This is a genomic window from Mesorhizobium sp. M8A.F.Ca.ET.208.01.1.1 (assembly GCF_004791315.1).
Taxonomy (GTDB): Bacteria; Pseudomonadota; Alphaproteobacteria; order Rhizobiales; family Rhizobiaceae; genus Mesorhizobium.
Genome location: NZ_SRUT01000001.1, coordinates 593,953 through 620,172, shown reverse-complemented (window position 1 = coordinate 620,172; position 26,220 = coordinate 593,953). Strand labels below are relative to the sequence as shown.

The following is a 26,220-nucleotide window of genomic DNA, read 5'->3' as shown; positions in this document are numbered from 1 at the left end:
GAAAGATGTTCGCCCGCATCGGTGCCATCGTCTTCATCGCAGTGGCCGTCACCGCCGCGGCGGTCGAGATGACCAGACACGAGGACGCGCCGATCTATCGAAGTGTCGATCGTCCCAGTAACGAGGCCGCCGATCGTCTGCGGGCCGAACTCATCCGCTGCGCAGGGATCGGCGAGGCCGGTCCGCGCGACCCGTCCTGTCTGCACGCCTGGGCCGAGAACCGTCGTCACTTCCTGGCCCCCGGATCTCGCCCCGCCGAGCGGTTGCCCGACGCGCCGCAGTCGCCGCACCCGACGGCGACCATCCCTGCGCCCGTCGTTCCGCTCCAACGCGAAGAAGTCAGGTAAAACCATGGGCGGCTCCGGCGTCATCGACCACTTCCTGGAGGTCTTCACCCGCTACATCGATAGCGGGTTCGGCCTGTTGAGCGGTGAGATCGCGTTCATCGCAACGACCCTGATCGTCATCGACGTGACGCTCGCCGCCCTGTTCTGGAGTTGGGGTGCCGACGACGACATCATTGCGCGGCTGGTGAAGAAGACCCTGTTCGTCGGTGTTTTCGCCTACATCATCGGCAACTGGAACAATCTCGCCCGCATCGTTTTCGAGAGTTTTGCCGGGCTCGGCCTGAAGGCGAGCGGTACGGGCTTCACGACCGCCGATTTTCTGCGTCCCGGCAAGGTGGCGCAGACCGGGCTCGATGCCGGCCGGCCGCTCCTCGATTCCATCTCCGGCCTGATGGGCTATTGGAGCTTCTTCGAGAATTTCATCCAGATCGCCTGCATGTTCTTTGCTTGGGCACTGGTGCTACTCGCCTTCTTCATCCTCGCCATCCAACTCTTCGTGACACTGATAGAGTTCAAGCTGACGACGCTCGCCGGCTTTGTTCTCATTCCCTTTGGCCTCTTCGGCAAATCCGCCTTCATGGCGGAGCGGGTCCTCGGCAACGTCATCTCGTCTGGCATCAAGGTGCTCGTGCTCGCCGTCATCATCGGTATCGGCTCCACCTTGTTCTCCGAATTCACCGCTGGCTTCGGCGGCGCGACACCGACGATCGACCAGGCCATGGCGATCGTGCTCGCAGCGCTCTCGCTGCTAGGCCTCGGCATCTTCGGTCCCGGCATCGCCAACGGCCTGGTCTCGGGCGGACCGCAGCTCGGCGCGGGCGCGGCGATTGGCACCGGGGTTGCCGCCGGGGGCATGGTCGCCGCCGGCGCGGCCACCGTGGGAGCTGTTGCTTCCGGAGGTACTGCCGCGATCGGTGGCGCGGCCGCCGCCGCCCGCGGTGGAGCCGCGCTCGCAGGTGGAGCGTCAAGCGCCTACAGCCTCGGCGCGGCTGGTCAGTCCGGTGCGGCGGGCGTCGCTTCCGGCCTCGGTGGCGTTGCCCGCGCCGGCGCGTCCGCTGCTGCCTCTCCGCTGAAGCGCGCCGCGTCGCGTACGGCGGACAGTATGAAGTCGAGCTTCTCCGCCGGCGCCAAGTCCGTTTTCGAGGCAACCGGCGGCTCTTCGACCGCAGGCACGATCGGCAGCGACACCGAGGCAGCCAACGACTCCTCTACCAGTCAGAGCGCGTCTTCCCGTCATGGGCCGCCCGACTGGGCCAAGCGCATGAAGCGCTCTCAGAACATCACGCACGGCGTCCAGGCCGCCGCGCATGCCGTCCGCTCCGGCGACAGCCATGGCGGCGGCTCTTCCATCAACCTCTCCGAAAGCGAACGCTGATGAGCCTCTTCAAACGACCGGCAACCCACTATGGCAAATCACCCGAGCCCGAGACGCCCTACCAGCGCGCCGGTCAGGTCTGGGACGAACGCATCGGCTCGGCCCGTGTGCAGGCGAAGAACTGGCGTTGGATGGCGTTCGGCTCGCTGATCCTCTCGGCCGGCTTCGCTTCGGCGCTGGTCTGGCAGTCGGCGCGCGGAACGATCGTGCCCTGGGTGGTGCAGGTCGATCGTCTCGGGCAGGCGCAGGCCGTCGCGCCCGCCACCGCCGACTATCAACCGACCGATCCGCAGATGGCCTGGCATCTCGCCCGCTTCATCGAGCAGGTTCGCTCGATCCCGGCCGACGCCATCATTGTGCGGCAGAACTGGCTGCGCGCCTATGAGTTCACGACCTCTGCTGGCGCGATGGCGCTCAACGACTATGCCCGCGCCAACGACCCCTTTACCAAGGTCGGCAAGCAGCAGATCTCGGTCGATGTCTCGTCGGTCATCCGCGCGTCGCCCACGAGTTTCCGCGTCGCCTGGGTCGAGCGCCACTATCAGGACGGCGCGCTTGCCGAGACATCACGCTGGACTGCCATCCTCACCATCGTCGTGCAGCCGCCGCGCGACGCCGAAAAACTCCGGGCCAATCCGCTCGGAATCTACGTCAACGCCATCAATTGGTCACGGGAGCTGGGACAATGAAGTCGTCTTTCCGTAAAGCCGGAAACCCGGCTTCACATTCATCCGCATCGTCGGTTTTGCGCAAAGCCGGGTTGCCGCTCATCCTCCTCGCAACGACCGCCCTCGCCGGCTGCGCCACGACGCATAAGCCGCCCGAGATCAGCTATGACGACGCCGCGCCGGCCGTGCAGACGGTCGATCCGCCAGCGCCGGTCACCGTGGTCGAACTTCCCCGGCCACTGCCGCTCCCTGGCCAGATGAAGCCGGTCGAGACGACGCGGAGAGCGCCTGAGGCGTCCGATCCGACAGCGCGGGTCAACCAGGCCAACGCCGCTGCTCGCATTCAGCCGGTACGCAACGGCTTCATCAACTCGATGCAGGTCTATCCGTTCACACAAGGCGCACTGTATCAGGTCTACACCGCCGTCGGGCAGATCACCGACATCGCGCTCCAGCCCGGCGAGCAGCTCGTCGGCTCCGGTCCCGTCGCCGCGGGCGACACCGTGCGCTGGATCATCGGTGACACCGAAAGCGGAACCGGCGCGACGCGACAGATCCATATTTTGGTGAAGCCGACCCGTGCCGAGTTGATGACGAACCTGGTCATCAACACCAACTTGCGCACCTACTACATGGAGCTGCGCTCGACCGAACGGACATATATGGCGTCCGTCTCCTGGCAGTATCCGCAGGATCAGCTCATTGCGCTGCGCCGTCAAAACACCGAGGCCCAGGCAGTCCAGCCTGTCGCCACCGGCATCGACATTTCCCGCGTCAATTTCCGCTACGAGATCGACGGCGACCGCGCGCCGTGGCGGCCGCTCCGCGCCTTCGACGACGGCCGTCAGGTGTTCATCGAGTTTCCGCGCGGCATTGGTCAGGGCGAGATGCCGCCGCTCTTCGTCATCGGCCCTGAAGGCAACACGTCCGAGTTGGTGAACTACCGGGTTCGCGGCAACCACATGATCGTCGACCGCCTGTTCGCCGCCGCCGAGCTGCGCTTCGGAGCGGGCGACCGCCAGAAGCGTGTGCGCATCACCCGTACTGACGGGAGGCCAGCATCGTGAGTGACATCGATCCCCGGAAAGAGGAAGGGCCTGCGCCGGACAACGTCGAGCAGCCCCTGACCGGCGAACCGGCACCGCCAATGCGGCTGCGCGCCGAGGCGCCGCGTGTCACGCGCTTGTCGAGGAAGGTGTTGACCGGTCTCGGTCTGGTCGCCAGCGTCGGTATTGGCGGCGCGCTGATCTACGCCCTCCAGACCCGCGACGGCGGCCGGCCGAATGAGGAGCTGTATTCCACTGACAATCGCGCCACCGCCGACGGCCTTGCCGGCCTGCCGCGGGACTATACGGGGCCGGTGCTGGGTCCTCCGCTGCCCGGCGACCTTGGCCGTCCCATCCTCGACGCTCAGAACCGGGGACAGCAGGTCCTCGTTCCTGGCATGGCGACACCCAACCCCGAGGAACAGCGTCGGCTGCAGGAATTGGAGGCCGCGCGCACGGCGCGCCTGTTCGCCTCGACAGAAACCAGGACAAGCGCGCCCGCGGCGACATCGCCTGGGGCGACACCAGCCGCCAGTCCTCAACTGCCGGCGCCAGACCTGACCAGCCTCGGCCTCGCGCCACCGCCCGCCACACCGACCGCGCAGGACCGCCAGCTCGCGTTCCTGAGTGCTGCCGCCGATCGACGGACCGTCTCCCCGGATCGCGTCGCTGCGCCGGCGTCGCCGAACATCCTGCAGGCCGGTGCGGTAATCTCGGCCGCGCTGATCACCGGCATCCGCTCCGATCTGCCCGGCCAGATCACTGCTCAGGTCACAGAGAACATCTATGACAGCCCGAGCGGCCGCATCCTGCTTGTGCCCCAAGGCACCAGATTAATCGGCCAGTATGATAACGGCGTCGGCTTTGGCCAGCGCCGCGTGTTGCTGGTCTGGAACCGGCTCATCATGCCGAATGGACGCTCGATCGTGCTCGAACGCCAACCAGGCACCGACTCCGAGGGGTATGCCGGCCTGGAGGACGGCGTCGACTATCACTGGGCCGAACTGCTCAAGGCCGCCGCGCTCTCCACCATCCTTAGCGTCGGCGCAGAGGCAGGATCGTCAGGCCAGGACAGCGACATCGTGCGCGCGTTGCGCCAAGGGGCATCAGACAGCGTCAGTCAGACCGGTCAGCAGATCGTTAGCCGCCAGCTCAACATTGCGCCGACGCTCACGATCCGCCCGGGATTCCCTGTGCGCGTGATCGTCACCCGCGATCTCGTCCTCGAACCATACAAGGGCTGAAATGACCAAACTGAAACTCGGCCCGATTACCGAAGACAAGCCAGTCAAGGTCACAATAGACTTGCCTGGTAGCCTGCATCGTGATCTCGCCGCCTATGCCGAGGCCCTGGCCAGGGAAAGCGGTCAGCCCGCTGCCGATCCAAAGCGGCTGATCGTGCCGATGCTGGAGCGGTTTATTGCGACGGATCGGGGCTTTGCAAAGGTGCGGCGAGCGCCGGATCAGAACCGTTCATCCCGCTTTCCGAAGGACCAGTCACGCCCGTCGTGACAACGCTGGCCTCACAGCGTTTTGAAATGACTTTGGCCAAGCTGAGAAACCGCCGGAAGGCCGGATTGTCATTGCGGGGCGACCATACCGCACAGAAAGGCAGCACTTCGCCTGTAAGAGGGCGATAGACAACACCGGGAAACTGCGCAGCGATCGTCGCTTCGCTGGTGAGCGTCAGACTGCTTCCGCCGGCGACAATCTGCATCAGTGTGTCTCGATAGACCGCATGCTTCTGCACACTTGGACTATGGCCGAGTTCGGCAAGATGCTTCACCAAGCAGTCGTGAATCTCCTGCCCCGACTGCGCTTCGCTGACGATGAACTCCCGGTCTCGAAGATCGCTCCACGCGATCCCGTCTTTTCCGGCCAGTTCATGTCTGCCCGACATCGCCACGAAAATCCGCTCGTTCCACAGATGCAAAACGTCGCAGTCTTCGGCCGCAGGCGTGCCAGTCAGGAAGGCGACATCCAGCTGGTGCTGCTGGATCGCCGGAACATGTTGAGAAGCTTGACCTTCGACATATTCGATCTGTACCTCGGCATGAGTGACACCATAGGCATCAAGAAGCTTGGCGATGAAACCGGAAGCAATCGAGGACGTCAGGCCGATCCTGATGATGCCCGCTTGGCCTCGCCCTATGGCGCTGGCATCAAGGGTAGCATGGGTGAGCTGGTTCAGCGCTTTGCGTGCCCTTCGGATGAAGCGCTCACCTGCAACAGTGAGACTGACGCCATCATGAGCGCGAATGAACAGGGCAGCGCCAATGTCGTCTTCCAGATCGCGGATACGGCGACTGATCGTCGATGGCTCGACGGAAAGGCTGCGAGCAGCCCGCCGAAAGCTTCGCTGCTCAGCCGCTGCGAGAACATATCGCAGATGGCGAAGCTCGAATTTCACGCCGCAAATTCCCGATGTAGCAGGAAGCTGAATGCTGCAACGCACGCAGTTCCGTCAAGGAAAACACCTTGTCCAGTAGATATTAGCTTAGGGCCTGTCGCTGAACCGCAAGCCCAGTTTTTTGCATGCATCCCTTCCGGCATGATCACATTGCCTCTCTATCCGATTCCACGCTATGGCTCTCCAATTCGTCCTCTTTCGGCGCCATGCCGTAATCGGGCATCGTGATCTCGTTCGGTTCAACGACTGGGCTGACCGCATTCTCAGGAACCAGATGAGAACTAGGCCGACGCTATAGCCCTCTGTATTCGCTGGCCCTGCAACGGCCACGGCAACGCTCTTTGACCGGTTCGCAGTGCTCACTGTGGACCGATCGCCAGCCGATAAAGCTGTACATTCGACCACGCAGGCGCACCCCGAAGCGAACCGTGTAGGTTGAGTTGCATTAAATGATCCGTTCAGCCAGTCCTTCCGGCAGGTCGAGGAAGGACATGGCATGGCGGAAGTTCTGGTCGACACTTTCAAGGAAGCTGGCGGAATTCATCGGACAATGCTCGTTGGGGTCTGCTGTTGTTGTGAACGACTGCCGGGTTGCCAAGCCCACCCCGCGAGGGGTGAGCGCAGCCCGCGTTCAGAGCGACACGCCCGACACCATCAGCGCTGGGCGCCCGAAGTCATGACAGGGACTAGACCGCCTTCTTCAGACGAATGGCCTCAGGGTCGTAAACCCGGCCAAAGCGATTGTTCAGGAAATCTGCCAGCGCGACTTCCTCCTGCCGAACGAAGCCCTTCTGAGGCAGTTTTCCATCGGCGAGGAGGTCGAGAACCGTCGTGATGCCGGCGGCCGTCGTGATCTGGATCGCGCTCATCGTTTTGCCCGCGACGACACCCGAATAAACCTTGTTGGCGTAGGTTTCCTGCATATAGCGGCCATCTTTCCAGCCACACACGGTGACGAAGATCACCACCACGTCCTGCATCGTGGCCGGCAGAGCGTTTTCGAACAGGTCCTTGAGCACGTCCCGGCGGTTTTTGAGGTTGAGGTCGTTCAGTAGTGCCTTGATGATGGCCTGATGGCCTGGATAGCGGATCGTGCGGTAGTTCATCGTCCGAACGCGGCCCTCCAGCGTCTTGGCCAGCGTGCCGAGACCACCAGATGTGTTGAATGCCTCGTAGGTAACACCATCCAGCGAAAATTCTTCGCGCTCTTCCATGGCCGGCACTGTAATGAACTTGCCCTCGACAATCGCCTCGCATGGCTCGATGTATTCGTTGATCAGCCCATCCGTGCTCCAGGTCAGATTGTAGTTCAGAGCGTTCGACGGATATTGCGGCAGTGCTCCAACGCGCATGCGTACGCTATCCAGCGTGTCAAAGCGCTTGGCGAGCTCATTGGCAACAATCGAGATAAAGCCGGGCGCGAGGCCACACTGGGGGATGAAAGCAACATCCGCACCTTCGGAGAGCTCCTCAACCTTCTTGGTCGTTGCGACATCTTCCGTCAGGTCAAGGTAATGCACCGAGGCTTCCAGCGCAGCCTCGGCGACTTTGCCGGTCAGGTTGAAGGGCGCCGCGGACAGAACGGCGAACTTCCCGCGAAGCAGCGCCACGATCGCCGCGTTTTCGGTGATATCAACAACTTTTCCGGAAATCCCGGGATGCTTGTCGAGCTTGTTGAGCTGCGCCTGGTCACGATCGGTTACGACGACATTGTAATCGCCTGTTTCGGCCAGCATCAATGCGATGGCGCCACCGATCTTACCTGCGCCAATGACCACTACGTCCTTCATTTCAGTCTCCTCCGCTTCAGGATTTCAATGTTGATAGTTTGAAGGGATGAGGCAACATATCATAGGGTCACATTGCTATTTTTGTTTGCTTGTTTTAAGCATTTCGCCGTATCAGATTGACTGAATGCCGGGGTTCCAATGAATGTGACGGGAAAAGATCGGGAACTGCTCGATTTGCTTGGCGAAAATGCACGGGCGCCCGTGGCAAGCCTTGCCAAAAAGCTCGGTTTGTCGAGAACGACCGTTCAGGCCCGACTTGATCGCCTGGAGCGTGAAGGGGTCATTGCCGGATATAACGTTAGACTGTCCGATGCGTATCAATCAGGTCTAGCGAAAGCCCATGTCATGATCACGCTCGCGCCAAAAGTCTTATCACAGGTTTGCGTTTCGCTGCAGGCAATCCATGGTGTGAAATCACTGCACTCGGTGAGCGGTACATTCGATCTAATTGCGGTTCTCGAAGCGCCGTCAATTTCGGAACTTGATCAACTCGTGGACGGGATCGGAATGATCGATGGCGTTGAGCGAACGCTTTCCTCGATCATCATGTCCACTCGACTAAGCCGCTGAACACATCCAGCTAGATGCGCCTCACCGCTGATTACAACGCCAGTCTCTATGCGTTGGAATTGACTAGGCGTGCTATGATTTGAAGGGGATGCTCCACAGCAACGGCCCCAAGGATCTTGACCTGCGACCGGCAGGAATATCCAGTGACCATGACAACGTCCTCTTTTTGTCGACCTGCGATCGGAGACTTCCAACTCATTTCGTAGAGCGCTTCCGATAATCTTCTGTTGCGCGTCTCGTGCCCAAACGTGCCCGCCATCCCGCAACACCCCGTCTCGGCAACTTCGAGTTCAATACCGAATTGCGCGAATACCGCCTTCCACTGCCCGATGGCGGCAGGCGCGTTGGTTCTTTCCGTGCAATGGGGCATGAGCGTGTAACGCGTACCTTCGATGGCTTTTGCGCGAGGTAGCTCTGCTAGAACATTTGCCAGCCACTCTTGCGGCAGGGCGACATCGGCCCCCAAAGGCTTGCCGGGCAGCGCGCTATATTCGCTGCGGAAGGCAAGCGTCATTGAAGGATCAATGCCGACTAATGTTACGCCAAGATCAGCAAGCCCTTGCAGGTAGGCGGACGTTTCTCTTGCCGCCTTTTCGAAGCGTGCCAGATAGCCATGCACATGCAGCGCTTTCCCGTTGATGTGCGGAGCGGCAAGCAAAGGCTCATACCCCAGCTTGCGGGCAAGGCTGATCGCTGCAAGTGCGACATCCGGATCGAAATAGGAGGTGAAAACATCCGGCACGAAGACGACTGTCCGGGCCAGTTTTTCATTGGCGAACCGTGTCAGATCCTCGGCATGCGCAATGGCCACTCCCAGCCGTCTGGCTTCCCTGCGCAGCGAAACTGCGGGCAAAGGTGGGAGTGCCGTCAGCCCAGCCATGCGCGTCAGAGCCTTGCCAGGCATAGTGCCTGCAACGAGGTTATAGAGCGGTCGGACACGCGCCATCATCGGCAGCATTGTCTCGATGGATGCAACGAGCGAGTCCTTGAGGGGCCGCAGATAGCGGCCATGGTAGATCTCCAAAAACTTGGCCCGGAAAGAGGGGACACTCACCTTAACAGGACATTGCCCGGCGCAGGCTTTGCAGGCGAGGCAGCTGTCCATCGCCGCCTTGACCTCATGCGAGAAATCGCCTGCGTTTGTCGGGTTGAATGAATTGAGGATACGGCGCGGCAGTTGCCACAGACCGACGGCCTTGCGCAGACGCTCCACTTCCCTACCGGGATCGGTGCCCTTCTCCGCCAGAAGCCGCAGCCATTCGCGCATCAATGACGCACGGCCCTTGGGCGACTGACGCCGATCCCGTGTCGCCTTGTAGGACGGGCACATGGGACTTCTTTCATCGAAATCGAAACAGGCACCATTGCCGTTGCAATAGGCGGCGTTGTCGAACGCGGCGCGGATCTCGTGCCCTATAATCCTGTCGAAATCGCCGCGGAGCGGCACCTCATCGATCTTCAGCAACGGTCTTCCGTCGATGCTGGTGATCTTGCCTGGATTAAGCCGGTTTTGCGGATCGAAGCCGCGCTTGATGTCTTGCAGGCAAGGGTAAAGGTCTCCGAAGAATTCGGGCACATATTCCGACCGCACGCCCTTGCCATGCTCGCCCCATAGCACGCCGCCATATTTGCGAGTGAGCGCCACCACCGCATCGCTAATTTGGCGAACCAGGGCTGTGTGATCCGGTCGAACCAGATCAAGAGCCGGGCGGACATGCAGCACGCCGGCATCGACATGACCGAACATGCCGTAGGACACGCCTGCCCTATCGAGAAGATCGCGAAACTCGCGGATATAGGCAGCCAAATGCTCAGGCGGCACGGCGGTGTCCTCGACGAAAGGCACCGGCCGAATCGAGCCTTCGACATTGCCGAGCAGGCCCACCGCGCGCTTGCGCATGGACCAGATCGACTCGGCATCGGCATGGCCGCGCGCGACCGTGAACCTCAGCCGGTTTGCACCGGGCCTTGCCTCGAGCGAGGCAGCGACCTCCGCGATCTTTTGCTCAAGCGCGTCGCCGTCGTCAGCCAAGATTTCCACGATGTTGATGCCGTTTGCCGCCCGCCCCCCCTCCGTGGGAAAGAAACGGCCGATAGCGCTCCACACAATATCGCCTTTGGCAAGACCGAGAACTTTCTCGTCAACCGTTTCAACCGAGGCGACGCCGAGCGCCACCAGGTTGCGGGCATCTTCCAGCGCAGCATTGAAATCGCCATATTGGATGTTGATGAGCGCCACCTCGGCGGGAAGCGGCATGAGATTGAGTTCGGCCTCAGCAATCAGGGCGAGAGTTCCCTCCGACCCGCACAGCACAGCGTTGAGATCGAAAAGCCCGTCCTGCCGTCGCACATGCGCCAGGTCGTAGCCGGTCATGTACCGGTTGAGATTTGGGAAGACCTCGGCGACCCGCTCCTGCTTTTCCCGCGTGATGCGATCCACGATCCGATGGACTTCACCGATGCGGTCATCGCGCGCGCATATTTCGGTAAGCTCCGCGTTTTCGAGCGGGCGGGACCAGAAATCCGAGGCGTCCATCAGCACGAGCCGCAGACCCAGAACATGGTTCGACGTCTTGCCGTAGAGGCAGGAGCCCTGCCCGCAGGCATCGGTAGAAATCATACCGCCGATCGTCGCCCGGTTCGAGGTGGAAAGCTCCGGCGCGAAGAATAATCCATGCGGCTTTAGCGCCCTGTTGAGCTGGTCCTTGACGACGCCCGCCTCAACGCGAGCCGTTCGTCGCACAGGGTCGATCTCGAGAATGCGGTTCATGTGCCGTGAACAATCGACCACTACGCCATCGGTCAGAGACTGGCCGTTGGTGCCTGTACCACCACCACGCGGGGCAATGACGATGGTGCGGAAAGCTGGCTCGGAGAGGGTGCGGGCGATGATTTGCAGATCTTCCGCATCGCGGGGAAAGACAATCGCCTTCGGCTCCATCTGATAGATGGAGTTATCCGTGGCATAAACCGTGCGGGAGGCCGCTCGCTTTTCAATATCGCCGCGAAAGCCCGCCTCGATCAGGCGCTCGAAGAAGCTTGCAGGAGCGTCAGCGGCGGAAGCTAGGCGATCGAGGCGTGGAATCATGGCGGGAGAATTTATCCTTTCAGAGCCAGCCGCAGGAGGTAATCGGTGAAATCGGTATCCGTCAGCAGGGTCTTTCCCTTTCGGAATGAACTTTTTCAGCACGCCCGCGCAGCCCGAAAAGGTGCAGAAGGCCCCTTCGGGTGTGTGCGGCATTCAGGATCAGGAATGGCATTGAGCCGACCGACCACCAGATCGCGACGTAGTGCTACCGGTGTGACGAACTCGAACCTATCATTGACGATATGCCCATACATATTGTCCACCATCAGCCAGACATCCAGATGGCGTAGTAGAACTTCGATCAGCGGCTGGTAATCTACGGGACTACAAGCCGGACGGATTGGACGGCGAGCTCAACAGCAGCCAGCGGGTTTTCGGCGCGATCGCCTGAAGACGAAACCCGGCCGCAGCATCACATGGCACAAGACCGGATGTGCCGCCGCACACTTCTACAATATCGGAATAGCAGGGTGTGAGTATGATGGTTGCCATGAAGGCGTTGAACAGGATCTGCTTGGCGCCGGCGCCGACGTCACTTCGTCGGTAGCGTGTTCAATGCCGTTCTCGCGCTTGAACTTAGTGGAGACCGCCGGCTTCATAGCTGGAGAACCGTCGAGCGCGGTGTATTTGGTCTCACCGGCATCAATGGCTGCCTTCGCGGTCTGCTTGATATGGTCTGGTGTATCGAAATCCGGCTCGCCCGTGCCGAGAATAATGACGGGCAAGCCCTCTTGCTTCATCGCCGCGGCTTTGGCGCCAATTTGCAGGATTTTCGAAACGTCGACAGGCGAGCCGCGCGGCGGCCCGAAAGCTCCCCTCCCCAACGTTGATTGAGACCGTCATGGCGTCGAGCCCTATTCAATATCGAAAGAGACACCTTGCGCGAGCGGCAAGGATTTCGAATAGTTTATGGTGTTGGTGGCGCGGCGCATATAGGCCTTCCATGCGTCGGAACCGGACTCACGTCCGCCGCCGGTCTCCTTTTCCCCACCGAAAGCGCCACCGATTTCAGCGCCCGACGTGCCGATATTGACATTGGCGATGCCGCAGTCCGAACCATCCGCCGCCAGGAAGCGCTCGGCTTCGCGCATGTCCAATGTAAAAATCGACGAGGAAAGACCTGCACCCACCGCATTGTGATCGGCCAGAACGGCGTCGAAGTCGCTGTATTTCATCACATAGAGAATGGGTGCGAAAGTCTCATCCCGCACCGGGCCGTCATGCGCCGGCATCTCGACAAAGGCAGGCCTCACATAATAGGCGTTCGCGCTACCGGCGTCTATCCGCTCGCCGCCATGTACGGTGCCGCCGTGCGCCTTGGCCGCGGCGATCGCTTTCTGCATCCCCTCAAAAGCCAGCTTGTCAATCAACGGACCGACCAAAGCGCTTCCGTCCAGCGGGTTGCCGACGGAAACGCTGGCATAGGCCTTCTTCAGACGCGGCACGAGTAGGTCATAGACGCTTTCATGGACGAAGAGGCGGCGCAGCGTGGTGCAGCGCTGGCCGGCGGTGCCCATCGCGCCGAAGGCAATGGCACGCAACGCCATGTCGAGATCGGCGGAAGAGCAGACGATGCCACCGTTGTTGCCCCCAAGCTCTAGGATTGCGCGGGCAAAGCGCTTGGCAAGGCGCGGTCCGACCTCGCGGCCCATCCGGGTCGACCCGGTTGCAGAAACCAGCGGCACTTTGGGGTGATCGACCAAAACCTCGCCAACGGTTCGGTCACCGATCAGCACTTGCGCCAGGCCCTCCGGCGCATCGCCGAAGCGCTTCAGGGCGCGCTCGAGGATGGCCTGCGCGGCAAGCGCGGTTAGGGTCGTCTTTTCGGACGGTTTCCACACCACGCTGTTGCCGCAGACTAAGGCAAGGGCGGTATTCCAAGCCCAGACGGCAACGGGGAAGTTGAAAGCGGAAATGATCCCGATGACACCAAGTGGATGCCAGGTTTCCATCATGCGGTGACCGGGGCGTTCGGTGGCGATCGTCAGGCCGTATAGCTGGCGGGACAGGCCGACCGCGAAATCGCAAATATCGATCATTTCTTGCACTTCGCCGAGGCCTTCGGACGGAATCTTGCCGGCTTCGATGGACACGAGACGTCCGAGATCAGCCTTGGCGGCGCGCAGTTCCTCACCGAACAGCCGAACCAGTTCGCCACGCTTCGGGGCGGGCACCAGGCGCCATGCGCGAAATGCAGTATCGGCGCGCTCGATAGTCTCGGTGGCCCCCGCTGCTGAAACGGTTTTCAGGCTACCGGTCTGCTCGCCGGTGACGGGAGAGAAGGAGCTAAGGTTACCGCCCGTATAGGCGGATTTGTCCACCCCGAGGCGGTCCAGAATGGCAGCAGCTTCCGCTTTGAGGGAGAGGCTTTCAGGAACAATGTTCATCTATGGAACTCCAAGAGAGGGTTGGTTCGGCCGGCTACTCGGCTGCGGCACGCTTCTGAAGCGCGTTGAGGCAGGCTTCGAGGGACGTCTTTTCGATACCCGCGTAGTGATCGAATTCGTTCAGGACTTTGGCGCCGAGATCGGCTTCGAACCGCTTCTGGTTCGGGCTCGCTTCAAATTCCTGCTGCGCGCCGCCGCCCAGATTTGACTGGAAGATTCCGGCGGCACTGACGGGCAAAAAGTCTTCGTACACGACGGGATCGAAGCGGATAAAGCCTTCGGCGATCAATGTATCGAGATCGAGCGACGCCGGAGCCGTATGCTCCGCCTTTTCGGTCAGCGCGTAAGCGAAGTAGCCGAGACCTTGGGAGCGGATCGACGCCCAATCATCCGGAAAAGCCTTGAACGTCTCGGCAAGCGCGGTCTCGTAGGCAGCGGCATTAGAGCCATCGGCGGCTGGACGTGCGATCTTGCGCGTGCCATCCAGCAGCCTGTCGTAAAGGGCGCGGCCAGTCGGGGTCAACGCGACACCGCGCTGCTCGATCTCGCCGAAGCGGGCCGTATGGGTGCCGGCCTGCCAGCCCCCCTCACAGTCCTGGAAGGAGACAGGTTCTTCCAGAGCCTTGAACGAGGTCTGACGCAGCAGGATCTGACATTTGCGCGTGGGAGGACCTTCGACCACGGCCTTCGGCGAAATGCCATATTCCGGCATCAGCGCCTGCACCTCGTCGATGTCCAGGGTGCGGGGTGTCAGGTGGTTAATGTGCGGCCCCTTAAAAGACACGACATCCGCGATCAGCCGGTGGGCGTCGTGCAGGCGATGGTACATGGACAATTCGACATTGGCCTTGTCGTGCCAGCGAAACGTCTCCAGCACTTCCGCCACGAAACGGGTCGCGGCTTCCTGGCAGAGCCCACCTTCCCTCTCCGCCTTTTCCGTCAGGGCAACTGCGGCGGACGTGAAGATCTGGCGCTCCGCCAGAACAGTCTGTGCCTCTTGCCGGAGCGCTTCATCCGCGATCAGGTCGAGGCGAAGCAGCGAAGTGAAAACACGGAAGGGATTGCGCCTGAGCGCCGCCTCACCAACTGGCCGGAAAGCCGTTGAGTGAACTGGAACGGCCGCCATCGAGAGGTCGTAGTAGCCAACCGGATACATTCCCATCACCGCGAAGATGCGGCGCATCATCGCAAGCTCGGCTGCGGTGCCGAGCCGGATGGCCCCGTGCCGCTCCTCGGAAATGCGTTGCAAATTGTCGGTCGCTTCGAGACGGGATTTCAGCTCTGGATCGCTGGCCAGCGCCTGTTGGTTCACGCGAGCCACCAGCTCCATAAGCGTGCCATATGCCGGAACTTCTTCTCGGTACATTGCGGACATCGCACTCGAAAACGAGGCCCGGATGTCGCTTGCAGAAACCTTCCCGGTCATGGTGGAAATTCCTGTGGTTAGTGCTTATCATCCACTTTCATCACCATAACCCGGATTTTCGTGGCCGTGTTGTGAGGTTTTCTGTTAAATTAATGAGGTAACGGAATATATATGCGCAGAGCCTTGATCCCGGACATCGTAAATCTGCAGGCATTCGAAAGCGCTGCGCGTCATGAGAACTTTTCCAGGGCTGCCGAAGAACTCAATCTCACCCAAGGTGCCATCAGCAGGCAGGTAGCTGAACTCGAGCAGCAAACCGGACTGAGACTATTCGAGCGCATCAAACGTCGTGTCGTGCTTTCCGACGCAGGGCAGAGACTGCTGCCTGAAGTTAGACAGTTCCTAGCGCAGTCTGAGCGCCTGATGATTGGAGCGGTAGCAGCCGGGACCATGAGTTCGTCTCTGCGAATTGCCACGCTTCCGACTTTCGGGGCCAAGTGGCTTGTTCCCAAACTCGGAAGGTTCATTGCCGATCATTCTGACGTTGCCATATCTGTTGAGTCACGCTCGAGCCCGTTCAGTTTCGCCGAGGAGAAATTCGATCTGGCAATTCATTTCGGGCAGCCCACATGGGCAGGTGCAACCGCCACGTTCTTGTGTCACGAGACCGTTTTGCCTGTTGCAAGCCCGGCCCTTCAAGAGGGAACTCATGCGGCAACGAACGATCCTTTTTGCAGCGCGCAATTGTTGCATTTGACGACAAGACCAAAACTCTGGTCTGACTGGTCCGCACATCACGCCATATCGCTTCCGCGCGCGTATCAGGGGCCGAGGTTTGATCAATTCTCGATGATCATTTCGGCCGCGATTGCGGGTCTTGGAGTTGCGCTCCTCCCTACATATTTAGTTGAAGATGAGCTTGCCTCCGGCGCGCTGGCCCCGTTTGTCCCCCAATCAATGCAAACGGAGAATGCGTACTGGGTCGTTCGCCCCGAGCAGAAGCGCACGATGGGGCTCGCAGTGGAATTTCAGGAATGGCTTCTTCGAGAAATCAATAGATCAAACTCTATCGCCACTCCGGGGCCAAATATTTCATGAGTCCTGAACAAGATGCTGCCACCAGCAAAGCCGCTATCTCGTTAGAGACTTTCCCTGACTAACGAGAAGTCGCAGCCGACAATGCAATGACGTAGAGGTTCGTATTGACTTGGAACCAGTCGCACTGACGTCGACACCTCCTACGAGAAGGTGTCGACGAATTTTCAAAAACAACCTTGCCTCAATCCGTCAAAGTTGTGCCGGGTTCTCTCATTGGGAAAGAATTGACACGCAGCGCTCAAGCGCTAGCTCATAGTTCGTGCGTCCGTCAGCTTGTGTCTGACCCCACCATTCATAGTTCTGCGGGATTTCTTTGCCTTTCCGCTCGGGCGCCCCCGGAAGGGCTTCAACCAGATCCTTTGACAATAGCGCAAATGCGTCGCTATTTATTGGACCGTATGGAATTTCTGTGGAAAATGCCGCCTGGGGCTTCGCTTGGGAAATATAGGCCAGGAATTTAAAAGCATTTTCCTTGTTGGGTGCATCTTTCAGCACCACCCAGTAATCATATTGCAGTAAGGCTTGATCCCAAGATAGGGCGAGTGGCGCTCCCTGCTTTTTTGCACTTATAATCCTACCATTGTAGGAAGCCGCCATATCGACCTCACCGCTCACAAGGCTTTGAGGCGCGTCCGCGCCAGCGACCCACCAACGGCCAACATTCGGTTTCATTTTCGTGATCTTCGCAAATGCGCGCTCCACATCGAGAGGATAAAGCGCTTGAGGCGAAACACCGTCACCCAAAAGTGCTGTTTCTAACAGCCCCCCGTTTAACATACTTTCACATTTCGGAAGGCCTCGTTTACCCGGATATGCATCAACGTTATAGAAATCTACCCAATTCCTCGGAGCATTCGTTTCAGAGAACACCTTAGTGTTATAGGCTACGTTCAACGAGAAGATAACAGCGCCGACGCCATACTTGGACTTTAGATAATCTGGCACACCCTTCAGTGTATCTTTCCCGAAAAGGCTGTAGTCAATTTCTTCAGCTGCGGATTTATTGACCCAGGTAGGTAACGAACCCCCATTTATCTCAGTTATGTCTGCGGCCGGTTGACCCAGTTTAACTGAAGCCAACATCTTGCCGTCGTCCTGCGGCACGACGACAACTTTGATCCCCGTGTCACGAGTGAACGGCTCAAAGAAGGCTTTGCGCTGAGCAGCCTCCCAAGCGCCACCTCCAGATGTAACAATGACCTCTCCAGATCCTTTTAGGTTTTCAGGCACAGTTTGTGCCCAGGCGGATGGTGCCACTATTGACCAGCCCAGCGCGGTGCTGATGGCGATGGCAAGTGCTGATGTCTTCATGCTTTCTTCCTCCCTGACTAAGGCTTCCACTCAAGCAGTGTAAGGGTACGCGGCTGATTGGCAGAGCCGGCCGCCTGAGCGTACGCAGCTTCAACCTTGAGCGGCCATTCCCCTGAGTTCTGGACTAGCCATAGGAAATCACGTTTCAAGCATTTGGGAAGCAGCTCCGACTGCCCTGGTTATTATTCTCACCATCCGGTTGGCGGTTCGGCGCTAGTAGGTGGGCGGCGTGATCGCGCTGAGGATTTCGCTCTGCCCGTCATCGACGTTGCGAAAGCGGTGAGGCAGCCGGCTCTCGAAATAGTATCCGTCACCCGGCTCCAGCACTCGTTTCTGATCTCCAACCGTGACCTCCACCTTCCCCGACAGCACCATGCCAGCCTCCTGCGCGGCGTGTGAAAACTCCTCGCCTGTGTCAGCGCCGGGCGCATAGCGCTCGTGCAACATCAGCAACTGTCGGTTTGGGTGATCCAGTCCGATGACGCGATATGAAATTGTATCGACCTTTCCAATCTCGGTCAGGTCAACAGACGCGTAGAATGGAGAGTATGGAAGGGTCGACTGCAAATCGGAGAAGAAGCCAGGCATTGTCGTGCCCAGGGCTTCGAGCACCGCGCTGAGCGTGTCAACCGAGGGACTCATGCGATCTCGTTCGATAAGGGAAATTGTTGAATGAGATATCCCTGAACGGGCGGCCAGTTCCCGAGCACTCAAATTGCGTCGACGGCGCAACTCATGCAGCTTGCTCCCGATCTTGGGCATGTGACAGCTCTCCCCGTATCATTCAACCAGGCCCACAATGACACCATCCATGTCGAAGGGAGGACCAGATGCAACATATAGGCTAAACACTGGTGAATATACTGAACGGGCGAGCGACTGGCGATTGCCGGGCCGCCGAGCTTCCACGATGCTGGCGTGGATTATCCCGATTTTAGGAGATTTTGATGACGCCGCGTCTTGAAGCGTTGAAAGGCAAATTTGTCCAGCTCAAGCGACCGACCAGGGACGCCGTCTCCGATACAGCGCAGGTCGAAACAACCGTAAAGGAGATCATCGCAAATGTCCGCAAGCGAGGTGACGCGGCGGTTCGCGAATACTCCCGTTTCTTCGACAAGGCTGACGTCGCAAACTTCGAGGTCACCGAGGAAGAGAAGCTGAAGGCTGTTGCCGATCTTGATCCGCAGACCCGCGAGGACACCGAGTTCGCTATTGCCAATGTCCGTCGCTTCGCCGAGGCGCAACTTGGCACTATTTTGCCCCTCGAAATCGAGAGCCTTCCCGGCCTTCACCTCGGCCATCGTGTAATCCCGATTGAAACGGTTGGTTGCTACGTACCGGGCGGTCGTTACCCGCTTCTTTCGGCGCCGGTGATGACCATCGTACCGGCAAAGGTCGCTGGCTGCGACCAGGTCATCGCTTGCCTTCCGCCAAATGCTCACCCTGCAATGATCGCTGGCTGCCATCTCGCGGGCGCTGATCGCATCTTCCGCGTCGGCGGCGCGCAAGCAATCGCCGCCATGGCATATGGCACCGAGACGATCCCGGCTGTCGACAAGATCGTCGGGCCCGGCAATGCCTTCGTCAACGAAGCAAAGCGTCAGGTGTTCGGCCAGGTCGGTATCGACCAGCTTGCCGGTCCCAGCGAAATATTCGTTGTTGCTGACGAAACGGCCAATGCAGTAACGATCGCAACGGACCTGCTCGCCCAGGCCGAGCACGACGTTCGCACCCGTGTTGGTGTGGTCACAACCGACCGCAAACTCGCTGAAGACATTCTCCGCGAAGTCGAGAACCAGTTGGAAACCCTGCCGACGGCACCGGTGGCAGCGGTCGCGTGGAAGGACTACGGCGAGATCACCGTTGTTGAGGACGAAGAGGCGATGATTGCCTACTCCGATCACATCGCAACGGAGCACTTGCAGGTTCACACCCGCGACCCACAGGCGACCGCGAAGAAGCTGCGCAACTACGGCTCGATTTTCATCGGGGAACTTGCCAGTGTCGTCTATTCCGACAAGTGCTGTGGCACCAACCATACCCTTCCGACGATGGGTGCAGGGCGTTACACGGGTGGCCTCTGGGTCGGTTCCTACGTGAAAATAGCCACCCATCAATGGCTGGATGAACGCGGCGTCGCCGCCGTTGCTCCCGCAGCTGTTCGCCAGAGCGCAACCGAAAAACTCGAGGGCCATCGCCGCGCCGCCGCACTTCGTCTCAGTCCAAAACAACTTGCCGCTGAGTGATCTGGTTCCCTCTAGAAGTTTGCGTGACCGATGCGATCAATGGGATTGGCTTCTCATCGAGACACTGGGCGGCAAAACCCAACGAGGAGCGCTTACTTCAAGGCACCCATAGCAAGCGGTGGGTCATTTCAGGACCCATGGGATTTCTGAATTCATTCGCGGCCCTGAACGCTGCAACTCGGTCTTAGCAGCAGACAAAAGGCTTTCGTTCGTTAAGAGGTCCAAGGCGACCGCGGCCATTGCCTTGGCTGCAAGTGCTACGCCCTTGTGTGCGGCTGGTGCCTTGCCTTGCGCAACGAGTTGCCACAAGTGGGGCGTCGTTCCGACGGCATAACACGACACACGGCATTGGACGGTGGGTACGACCCAACTAAGTGTTCCTACGTCCGTCGACGACGATGGAGGCAACCTTCCGTTCAGCGGCGAATAGATGTCGCTTGAAAGCACCTCATTCTTTTCCGGCAGCCTGTACTCCGCGTAGGAGGTCCTGATGTTCGTAGGCGACAGGGTCTTTTGACTCTCGGCCGCAAAACTTTTATGCGCTTCGTCAAATTGTGGCCCACCAAGTGCGGCAGGTTCCGATGCGTAGCCATTTCGAGCGGAGCATTCCCAACAAGATTGGCTTCCCCCGAAAGCTGCTTGAACGCCATTGCGGCCTCGGTCATTAGCGCAGCGCCTTGCGCGATCTTTCGAAGCAGTAAGCGACTATAGTCGATGGTATACCTTGGCGCGCGCAAGGCAGCAACTACGCTAGATAATCGGTCAGTATTGTGTCTCCTTATCTAAGGGCCACAATGGTCGTCGGATCTGCTTATAGTCATAGCGGGTCAGGTCTTGGCTCATCAGGCCAGGGCTATCCGCTAGATAATCACGCTTGATTATGCCGGCGAAGCCGTCCCTCCACTTGTTGGTCGATTTAATTCCCACGATCTTGAAGCGCGATACATCGATCCCATGCATCAAAAATATCTCAGGATCGTACACCTGATGGCGCTCGGAAACGACGATGATCTCGATGCCACCTACTTGTAGCCGCACGGTCGGCCCTACATTCATCGACCGTCCTCTTTCTTCAGCGGACATACGGATGAAGCGGCCATCAGTTAGGGCTTTTACATATGCGTTTGCCTCGATGGGCGCACCATGCATTTCATCGGTCTTACCGCCGAGGGTTATCTGGATCGTCTTACCGACACCTGCCTGGTGCGACTGTCTGACAACCGCTGGATCGCAAACGGCAGCGTAGCAAGCCTCTCGCAGATCCGCCTCAAGCATAGCGCGCAAGAGATATGTCCCATCGCCAGGGCATCCTCCCCCCGGATTATCTGCCCCGTCGAGTACAGCCACAGGCCAGTCGCCCGATGATAAAGCGATTTCGATGGCTGCTTCTGGGGAAAACGATTGTGCTCCAATGGTCTCTCTAGAATCCCAGACCAAACGGGCAACTTGCTTCGCGGCCACACCGGCCTTTTCCGCATTGCCATTGGCCACCACAAGTACCGATGCCCCCAAGTCCGAGTTGTCGACGTACGGGAAGCCATGAAAGAACGTGCACGAGACAATGTCGTCGTCCTTTTCACATTGTCGACAAAGATCGTTCACTGCGGCGGCAACACCATACATTGTTGTGACGGGCGCTAGTAGGAAGGGAATCTTCTCAATATACAGTTCTGGAATAACGCTGCCATCCAGCAATCTAGGGATGATATTTACCGCGTCCTGACCTCTTTCGAACATATCCGTATGAGGATGGTAGCGAGTGCCAAATGCCGCGTCAACTAATTCTGATAATCTCGGGTTTAGGTTCCCATGAAGATCCAGAGTTACCACGATTTTAACTTCTTGGCCTACGAGTTGCCGAACCTTCTCACAAATGTCTACTTCAATATTGCTTACGCCATGGGCGACCCCTGCTCCATGTAGAGCCAGAGCTACCGCGTCGAGAGGAAGGGCTCTCTTGATGTGTAAAAGCAGATCGTCGACCATTTGTGCATAGGCGTCCGCATCAATGATACCCGAAGGCTCGTCATCTGCATGTAAAGTTGGCACCACTGTTGCACCTAAACTAGACGCGGCATCCAGCATTCCGCCTAGATAGGAACGCACCCCTTCGTGCTTGAGAATAAGCGCATCTCCCCGCACCACATCAAAGTCGGAAGACTTCGCGTCTTGGAGCCGAAACGTATTCGTCTCATGCTCGATGCCGCCAACTGCAAGCTTAAAGGTCATTGTGACTATAGTCCCCGTTGAAGAAGCGACCCTGAGTGGAAGGGCGTCCGCAGAGCTAGCTCGGCCATACCTCAACCCCTTCCGTTGAAGTGTCGAAGCTAAATGTCCGGACGCGTCCAGATCAAAGGTCGACGGTTATCCTTGATTGCGAAGCCGCCCGCCTCAGTTAGTTCAGCATGACGCAATGCTCGGGTTTCCAGGATACCGTTACCGAGGTGCCACCCGTATAGTAGGGTTGACCGCGGTTTTGCCGCTTGGCGATGATGGTTTCGTCACCGCAACGAATGTGGTATCGGGTCATCTCACCAAGGAAGAGCACGTTCTCGATGACGCCGGCGACGGAGTTCAGCGTCTCGGAAGACGTTGACACAGGAGTGATGTCGATATGCTCCGGACGGACAAAGAGCCAGCCATCGTCACCCTGAGACTGACCCGTCAGTTGTGCTGAGAAGGTAGAAATCCCTGCCATCGTGACCTTGCCCGCTCCGTTTTCCGCCTCATCGACGCGACAGCGGATCATGTTCGATTCTCCAACGAATGACGCGACGAAGCGGTTTTTGGGCTTACTATAAAGACTTTTGCTGTCATCTACCTGCACGAGCCGACCTTCGTTGATCACGGCTATGCGGTCGGACATTGTTAGCGCCTCGTCCTGGTCGTGAGTTACGAAGACAACCGTCATGTTGAGTTCTTTCTGAATCCGCATGATTTCGATCTTCATGTGCTCACGCAGATTCCGATCCAATGCCCCGAGCGGCTCGTCCATGAGCAGGATGCTCGGATTGAACACGATCGCTCTGGCCAAGGCGATGCGTTGCTGCTGACCACCTGATAGTTGGTTGGGATAGCGGCTGCTGTACTGATCCATCTTGACGAGTTGCAAGGCCCTTGCGAGTTTTTCCTCGACGTCTTTGCGAGGCGCCTTCCGGACTGTGAGGGGAAAGGCGACGTTTTCTGCGACCGTCATATGCGGAAAGAGCGCGTAGTTCTGGAAGACCATGCCAATCCCGCGCTCACAAGCGGGAAGATCGACGATCGACCGAGCGCCCAGGAAGATGTCCCCTGATGTCGGTGTTTCGAAGCCGGCGATCATCTTGAGGGCAGTCGTTTTGCCAGAGCCCGATGGTCCCAGGAACGTAACGAACTCCCCGGGTTGGATGTGGAGATCGAAGTCTTTCACCACATGGAGAGAGCCATAGAACTTCTGAATGTTTTTCATTTCAAGACTAGTGGACATATCTGTCTCCGATCATTCGGCCGCACTGGCCGCAGTGCGCTTTTCGTAACGCACGCGGATCAGTTGGACTGTAATTATCGATGCCGTAACGAGCACGACGATGAGAGTGGATGCTGCGCTAAGAAGCGGATCGATCTGATACTTGATATCGGCCCAGAACTTGATTGGAAGGGTCGGTGTCTGACGTCCCAGAAGGAAGAGGCCGACAAGAAGCTCGTCGAACGATGTGAGGAACGCGAGCAGGCTTGCCGTGAGAAGAGCCGGCTTCAAAATCGGAAGTGTCACAAGGCGAAGCACCTGATGCGGACGAGCGCCGTGGACTGCGGCAGCCGGTTCAAGTGAGGCGTCGAAGTTCCTCAATGCGGCGGCCATGACTACTATGACGTAGGGCACGGACAGCAACACATGTCCGATCACCAAGCCCGTGAAGGTTCCAAGGATTTTCAGACGAGCCTCGAATACATAGAGAGACGTTGCGATGATTACGACCGGGACCATAAGAGGAGACAGTGAGACCAGGAAGAGCATCTTCTTAAACATGAACTTCGTGCGCACGAGCCAGAAGGCCCCCATGGTCCCAATGATCGTAGCGACGAATGCCGCGGCGATCCCGAGTTGGATCGAGAAGAAGAAGGACTGGTGCCAGTCCGCAGCATTCGCCAGCTTCTGCCACCATTGCAGCGAGAAACCCGGGGGAGGAAACACCACGAACGGCGAAGAGCTAAATGAGAGAATCACCACGACGATCAAGGGCGCTGTGAGGAACATCAGGATCGCGACGGTGTAAGCCCAAAGCCAACCGCCATTTTTGGTGAGCAGGGGTCTTGTGACCGCATGCGTGCCTCCCTCAATAGCGGCGACGAGCGGACCAAGCATTCGCTTAGCGCGCTTAAGCAGGCGAGCCGCAGCACGAGGCTCCCTATCCGGCGAGCTCGTCTCCGACGACCAGATCATTTCGAGGGGAATGAACAAGCTCGCGACGAAGAGGATTGCGATCGTGACGAAAAGCAGGACCATGGACGAAGCATATCCGAGTTCAAAGTTCAGAAGCGTCGTCATCTGATCTACGATGAGCTGCGAAATCATCGTGTCGCTCGGTCCACCGAGGAGAGCTGGCGTGATGTAGAAGCCGATGGCGGTGATGAAAATCAGGATGCCCGCCGAAAATACGCCTGGCAGCGTCAGCGGCAGATACACACGAAGGAAGGCTTGAACGGGTTTCGCGCCAAGGATCTGGGCCGCATGCGCGTAATCGTGGTCGATACGTGCCATTGCTGAATACATCGTGAAGATGGCCATCGGCACGAAGACGTGTGTCATGCCGACTACAACCGCGAAGGTGGTGTTTAGGAGCTGGAGAGGCGCGCTGATCAGGCCAAGCCAGATCAGCGCGTTATTTATGATCCCTTCACGCCCCAGAATGATCATCCAGGCATAAGTCCGGATCAAAAAGGCTGTGAAGAGAGGGATCAGAATGAAGACGCTCAGAATGGACAGAGAGAGCGACCGAACCTTGGTCAGGAGATAGGCTACCGGGTAGCCCAGCAGAAGCGAGACCACGGTGACAATAAGACCTACGCGAAGTGTATGAAGGAGAATGTTGAAGTTCACGGCACTGGCAAATACGCGTCCGTAATGTGCGAAATTCAGCTTCGTACCTTCGAAACTTCCCCAGAAGATGTAGGACAGCGGAATGACAAGGAACCCGATCAACAAGACGAGAAGTGGAGTGGCTGCGACAATGCTGCCCATCTTCAATTTTCGGTTTGATCGTTTCATCGGGTTTTGTCTTTCGGCCAGCCCCTCAGACGCCGAAGCGACGAGATTAAAAGTTGCCACGTCCATGATGGCTTTCTCCTTCGCTGCTCGTCAAGGACGAGCAGCGTGTATCGAATTCTTCGTTATGAGATGGCGCGTCGCGCGCCGCCTCACTGCGACAGGAGAGCCACGCAACGCTCGAGTGCTACGTCCCAGTTCGTGCGTCCATCGGCATTCTTGGCGTTCCACCATTTGTAGTCCTGGTAGACCTGCTTCTTTGCGATGGAGGGAGATCCTGGAAGGATATCGAGCAGTTCTTTCGATACGAGGCTGAAAGCTTTTTCGTTGACCGGGCCGTAGGAGATAGCTTCCGAGAACGCAGCCTGTGGTTCCGGGCGAGAAACGTATGCGAGGAATTTCTGGGCGTTTTCCTTATTCGGGGAACCCTTCATGACGACCCAGAAGTCGTACTGAAGCAAGGATTGATCCCAGGAAAATTCCAACGGCGCACCTTCCTTCTTGGCGCCGAAGATGCGGCCATTGTAGGCATCGGCCATATCAACCTCGCCACTGATCAAACTCTGAGGGGCATCTGCACCGGCGACCCACCAGCGACCGACATGGGGCTTCAGTTCCGCCACTTTCGCGAATGCTCGGTCCATGTCGATAGGATAGACCTTGTCAGCGGGAACGCCGTCGCCCATAAGCGCACCTTCAAGCAAACCGCCGTCGACGATCTTTTCGCATTTGGGAAGGCTTCGCGCGCCCGGGAATTTCTTTACGTCGTAGAAATCGACCCAGTTTTTCGGTTCTTGGCCTTTCGGAAACTTCGTGGTGTTGTAGGCGACACCAACCGAATAGAGTAGCGCGCCGACACCGTTCTCGTTCTTCAGCTGCTCCGGCATTTCCGCAAGGGTGTCCTTTGCGAATAGGCTGTAGTCGATTTTCTCGACGGCGTCCTTTTCGACGAAGCCGTTGAGGGCACCGCCGGGAACAGATGTGAGGTCGGCTTCAGGCTGACCAAGCTTCACCGAAGCTAGCAATTTGGCGTGATCTTCCGGTACCAACACCACCTTGATGCCGGTGTCACGTGTGAAAGGATCGAAGAAGGCTTTCTTCTGCGCCGCTTCCCAGGTGCCGCCGCCGGAAGTGATGACGACTTCGCCTGTACCTTTAAGATTTGCAGGTACTTCGTCAGCCTTGGCGGTTGCCGACAGGGCAGCAAGCAACAAAACTGCGGTGAGTGATTGAGTAATCGTTGTGGTTTTCATTTTTATTCCCCTTTGTGAAGTAG

20 protein-coding genes and 2 pseudogenes are annotated in these 26,220 nt (G+C 58.6%); 9 read left to right on the top strand and 13 right to left on the bottom strand.

The genetic code is table 11. The features are described from left to right. The first annotated feature begins 5 nt into the window (after positions 1–5). From trbK-alt to EN851_RS02985, 6 genes are read left to right on the top strand one after another with little or no spacing between them, the layout of a single operon-like run. Complete coding sequence (gene trbK-alt, locus EN851_RS03010; RefSeq protein WP_135929142.1) at positions 6–347, top strand: putative entry exclusion protein TrbK-alt; 342 nt, start codon at positions 6–8, stop codon at positions 345–347. Between the two features lie 4 nt (positions 348–351). Further along, entirely contained in the window at positions 352–1,722 is a 1,371-nt protein-coding gene (trbL, locus tag EN851_RS03005) for a P-type conjugative transfer protein TrbL (protein WP_135928508.1), read from the top strand. Further along, on the top strand, positions 1,722–2,411 hold the full coding sequence (gene trbF / locus EN851_RS03000; protein ID WP_135928507.1) for a conjugal transfer protein TrbF: 690 nt from the start codon (positions 1,722–1,724) through the stop codon (positions 2,409–2,411). The genes trbL and trbF overlap by 1 nt, the downstream gene beginning before the upstream one ends. Then, entirely contained in the window at positions 2,408–3,457 is a 1,050-nt protein-coding gene (trbG, locus tag EN851_RS02995; protein ID WP_135928506.1) for a P-type conjugative transfer protein TrbG, read from the top strand. Before trbF ends, trbG begins: the two co-directional genes overlap by 4 nt. Continuing rightward, the gene (locus tag EN851_RS02990; RefSeq protein ID WP_135928505.1) at positions 3,454–4,680 is read left to right on the top strand and encodes a TrbI/VirB10 family protein; all 1,227 of its coding nucleotides are present in this window, start codon (positions 3,454–3,456) and stop codon (positions 4,678–4,680) included. Before trbG ends, EN851_RS02990 begins: the two co-directional genes overlap by 4 nt. Position 4,681: 1 nt before the next feature. After that, on the top strand, positions 4,682–4,948 hold the full coding sequence (locus EN851_RS02985; RefSeq protein WP_135928504.1) for a DUF2274 domain-containing protein: 267 nt from the start codon (positions 4,682–4,684) through the stop codon (positions 4,946–4,948). Here the strand turns inward: EN851_RS02985 and EN851_RS02980 are convergent. The 3 genes and pseudogenes from EN851_RS02980 to EN851_RS02970 all read right to left on the bottom strand — a co-directional run bounded on the left by EN851_RS02980 (position 4,854) and on the right by EN851_RS02970 (position 7,636). Next, a complete protein-coding gene (locus EN851_RS02980; protein ID WP_245520677.1) occupies positions 4,854–5,846 on the bottom strand; it encodes a LysR family transcriptional regulator in 993 nt (330 codons plus the stop codon). The genes EN851_RS02985 and EN851_RS02980 overlap by 95 nt on opposite strands. 340 nt (positions 5,847–6,186) lie before the next feature. Further along, a pseudogene (locus EN851_RS02975) lies at positions 6,187–6,339 on the bottom strand (glutamate dehydrogenase); the annotation flags it as partial. Between the two features lie 193 nt (positions 6,340–6,532). Next, on the bottom strand, positions 6,533–7,636 hold the full coding sequence (locus EN851_RS02970) for a saccharopine dehydrogenase family protein (protein WP_135928503.1): 1,104 nt from the start codon (positions 7,634–7,636) through the stop codon (positions 6,533–6,535). A gap of 138 nt (positions 7,637–7,774) precedes the next feature. Between EN851_RS02970 and EN851_RS02965 the strand changes: the two genes are divergently transcribed. After that, positions 7,775–8,206 carry an Lrp/AsnC family transcriptional regulator gene (locus tag EN851_RS02965; protein WP_135928502.1) on the top strand — a complete coding sequence of 144 codons (432 nt, stop codon included), beginning with the start codon at positions 7,775–7,777 and terminating at the stop codon, positions 8,204–8,206. A gap of 46 nt (positions 8,207–8,252) precedes the next feature. Here EN851_RS02965 and EN851_RS02960 read toward each other — a convergent pair whose 3' ends face one another. From EN851_RS02960 to EN851_RS02945, 4 genes and pseudogenes are all read right to left on the bottom strand, one after another. Continuing rightward, on the bottom strand, positions 8,253–11,294 hold the full coding sequence (locus tag EN851_RS02960) for an FAD-binding and (Fe-S)-binding domain-containing protein (protein WP_135928501.1): 3,042 nt from the start codon (positions 11,292–11,294) through the stop codon (positions 8,253–8,255). Positions 11,295–11,384: 90 nt separating this feature from the next. Further along, positions 11,385–12,137: pseudogene (locus tag EN851_RS36970) on the bottom strand (aminotransferase class I/II-fold pyridoxal phosphate-dependent enzyme); the annotation flags it as partial. 11 nt (positions 12,138–12,148) lie between these two features. Continuing rightward, positions 12,149–13,681: an aldehyde dehydrogenase family protein gene (locus tag EN851_RS02950; protein WP_135928500.1), complete on the bottom strand. Its 1,533-nt coding sequence runs from the start codon at positions 13,679–13,681 to the stop codon at positions 12,149–12,151. Positions 13,682–13,715: 34 nt separating this feature from the next. Beyond that, positions 13,716–15,107, bottom strand: coding sequence for a VOC family protein (locus EN851_RS02945; RefSeq protein ID WP_135928499.1), 1,392 nt, complete (start codon positions 15,105–15,107; stop codon positions 13,716–13,718). Positions 15,108–15,212: 105 nt separating this feature from the next. On the opposite strand from EN851_RS02945, the gene EN851_RS02940 reads away from it, so the two are divergent. Then, positions 15,213–16,145: a LysR family transcriptional regulator gene (locus EN851_RS02940; RefSeq protein WP_189521807.1), complete on the top strand. Its 933-nt coding sequence runs from the start codon at positions 15,213–15,215 to the stop codon at positions 16,143–16,145. A 210-nt stretch (positions 16,146–16,355) separates the two neighbouring features. Here the strand turns inward: EN851_RS02940 and EN851_RS02935 are convergent, their stop codons facing one another. Continuing rightward, on the bottom strand, positions 16,356–17,456 hold the full coding sequence (locus EN851_RS02935) for an ABC transporter substrate-binding protein (protein WP_135928497.1): 1,101 nt from the start codon (positions 17,454–17,456) through the stop codon (positions 16,356–16,358). A gap of 213 nt (positions 17,457–17,669) precedes the next feature. After that, complete coding sequence (locus EN851_RS02930; protein ID WP_135928496.1) at positions 17,670–18,218, bottom strand: cupin domain-containing protein; 549 nt, start codon at positions 18,216–18,218, stop codon at positions 17,670–17,672. Between the two features lie 185 nt (positions 18,219–18,403). Here EN851_RS02930 and hisD point away from each other — a divergent pair, with 185 nt between their 5' ends. Next, positions 18,404–19,702, top strand: coding sequence for a histidinol dehydrogenase (gene hisD, locus EN851_RS02925; protein WP_135928495.1), 1,299 nt, complete (start codon positions 18,404–18,406; stop codon positions 19,700–19,702). 762 nt (positions 19,703–20,464) lie between these two features. On the opposite strand, the gene EN851_RS02920 is transcribed toward hisD, so the two are convergent. The 4 genes from EN851_RS02920 to EN851_RS02905 form a co-directional block, all read right to left on the bottom strand. Then, entirely contained in the window at positions 20,465–21,931 is a 1,467-nt protein-coding gene (locus EN851_RS02920) for a M81 family metallopeptidase (protein ID WP_135928494.1), read from the bottom strand. Positions 21,932–22,097: 166 nt separating this feature from the next. Next, positions 22,098–23,168 carry an ABC transporter ATP-binding protein gene (locus tag EN851_RS02915; protein ID WP_135928493.1) on the bottom strand — a complete coding sequence of 357 codons (1,071 nt, stop codon included), beginning with the start codon at positions 23,166–23,168 and terminating at the stop codon, positions 22,098–22,100. 12 nt (positions 23,169–23,180) lie between these two features. Then, a complete protein-coding gene (locus EN851_RS02910) occupies positions 23,181–25,013 on the bottom strand; it encodes an ABC transporter permease subunit (RefSeq protein ID WP_135928492.1) in 1,833 nt (610 codons plus the stop codon). A gap of 83 nt (positions 25,014–25,096) precedes the next feature. Then, positions 25,097–26,197 carry an ABC transporter substrate-binding protein gene (locus tag EN851_RS02905; RefSeq protein WP_135928491.1) on the bottom strand — a complete coding sequence of 367 codons (1,101 nt, stop codon included), beginning with the start codon at positions 26,195–26,197 and terminating at the stop codon, positions 25,097–25,099. Between the last annotated feature and the right edge of the window lie 23 nt (positions 26,198–26,220).

Excerpts from the sequence above, each read along its gene's own strand:
- trbK-alt (WP_135929142.1), top strand. The coding sequence starts at position 6 with ATGTTCGCCCGCATCGGTGCCATCGTCTTCATCGCAGTGGCCGTCACC.
- trbL (WP_135928508.1), top strand. The coding sequence starts at position 352 with ATGGGCGGCTCCGGCGTCATCGACCACTTCCTGGAGGTCTTCACCCGC.
- trbF (WP_135928507.1), top strand. The coding sequence starts at position 1,722 with ATGAGCCTCTTCAAACGACCGGCAACCCACTATGGCAAATCACCCGAG.
- trbG (WP_135928506.1), top strand. The coding sequence starts at position 2,408 with ATGAAGTCGTCTTTCCGTAAAGCCGGAAACCCGGCTTCACATTCATCC.
- EN851_RS02985 (WP_135928504.1), top strand. The coding sequence starts at position 4,682 with ATGACCAAACTGAAACTCGGCCCGATTACCGAAGACAAGCCAGTCAAG.
- EN851_RS02970 (WP_135928503.1), bottom strand. The coding sequence starts at position 7,636 with ATGAAGGACGTAGTGGTCATTGGCGCAGGTAAGATCGGTGGCGCCATC.
- EN851_RS02965 (WP_135928502.1), top strand. The coding sequence starts at position 7,775 with ATGAATGTGACGGGAAAAGATCGGGAACTGCTCGATTTGCTTGGCGAA.
- EN851_RS02960 (WP_135928501.1), bottom strand. The coding sequence starts at position 11,294 with ATGATTCCACGCCTCGATCGCCTAGCTTCCGCCGCTGACGCTCCTGCA.
- EN851_RS02950 (WP_135928500.1), bottom strand. The coding sequence starts at position 13,681 with ATGAACATTGTTCCTGAAAGCCTCTCCCTCAAAGCGGAAGCTGCTGCC.
- EN851_RS02945 (WP_135928499.1), bottom strand. The coding sequence starts at position 15,107 with ATGACCGGGAAGGTTTCTGCAAGCGACATCCGGGCCTCGTTTTCGAGT.
- EN851_RS02935 (WP_135928497.1), bottom strand. The coding sequence starts at position 17,456 with ATGAAGACATCAGCACTTGCCATCGCCATCAGCACCGCGCTGGGCTGG.
- EN851_RS02930 (WP_135928496.1), bottom strand. The coding sequence starts at position 18,218 with ATGCCCAAGATCGGGAGCAAGCTGCATGAGTTGCGCCGTCGACGCAAT.
- hisD (WP_135928495.1), top strand. The coding sequence starts at position 18,404 with ATGACGCCGCGTCTTGAAGCGTTGAAAGGCAAATTTGTCCAGCTCAAG.
- EN851_RS02920 (WP_135928494.1), bottom strand. The coding sequence starts at position 21,931 with ATGACCTTTAAGCTTGCAGTTGGCGGCATCGAGCATGAGACGAATACG.
- EN851_RS02915 (WP_135928493.1), bottom strand. The coding sequence starts at position 23,168 with ATGTCCACTAGTCTTGAAATGAAAAACATTCAGAAGTTCTATGGCTCT.
- EN851_RS02910 (WP_135928492.1), bottom strand. The coding sequence starts at position 25,013 with ATGGACGTGGCAACTTTTAATCTCGTCGCTTCGGCGTCTGAGGGGCTG.
- EN851_RS02905 (WP_135928491.1), bottom strand. The coding sequence starts at position 26,197 with ATGAAAACCACAACGATTACTCAATCACTCACCGCAGTTTTGTTGCTT.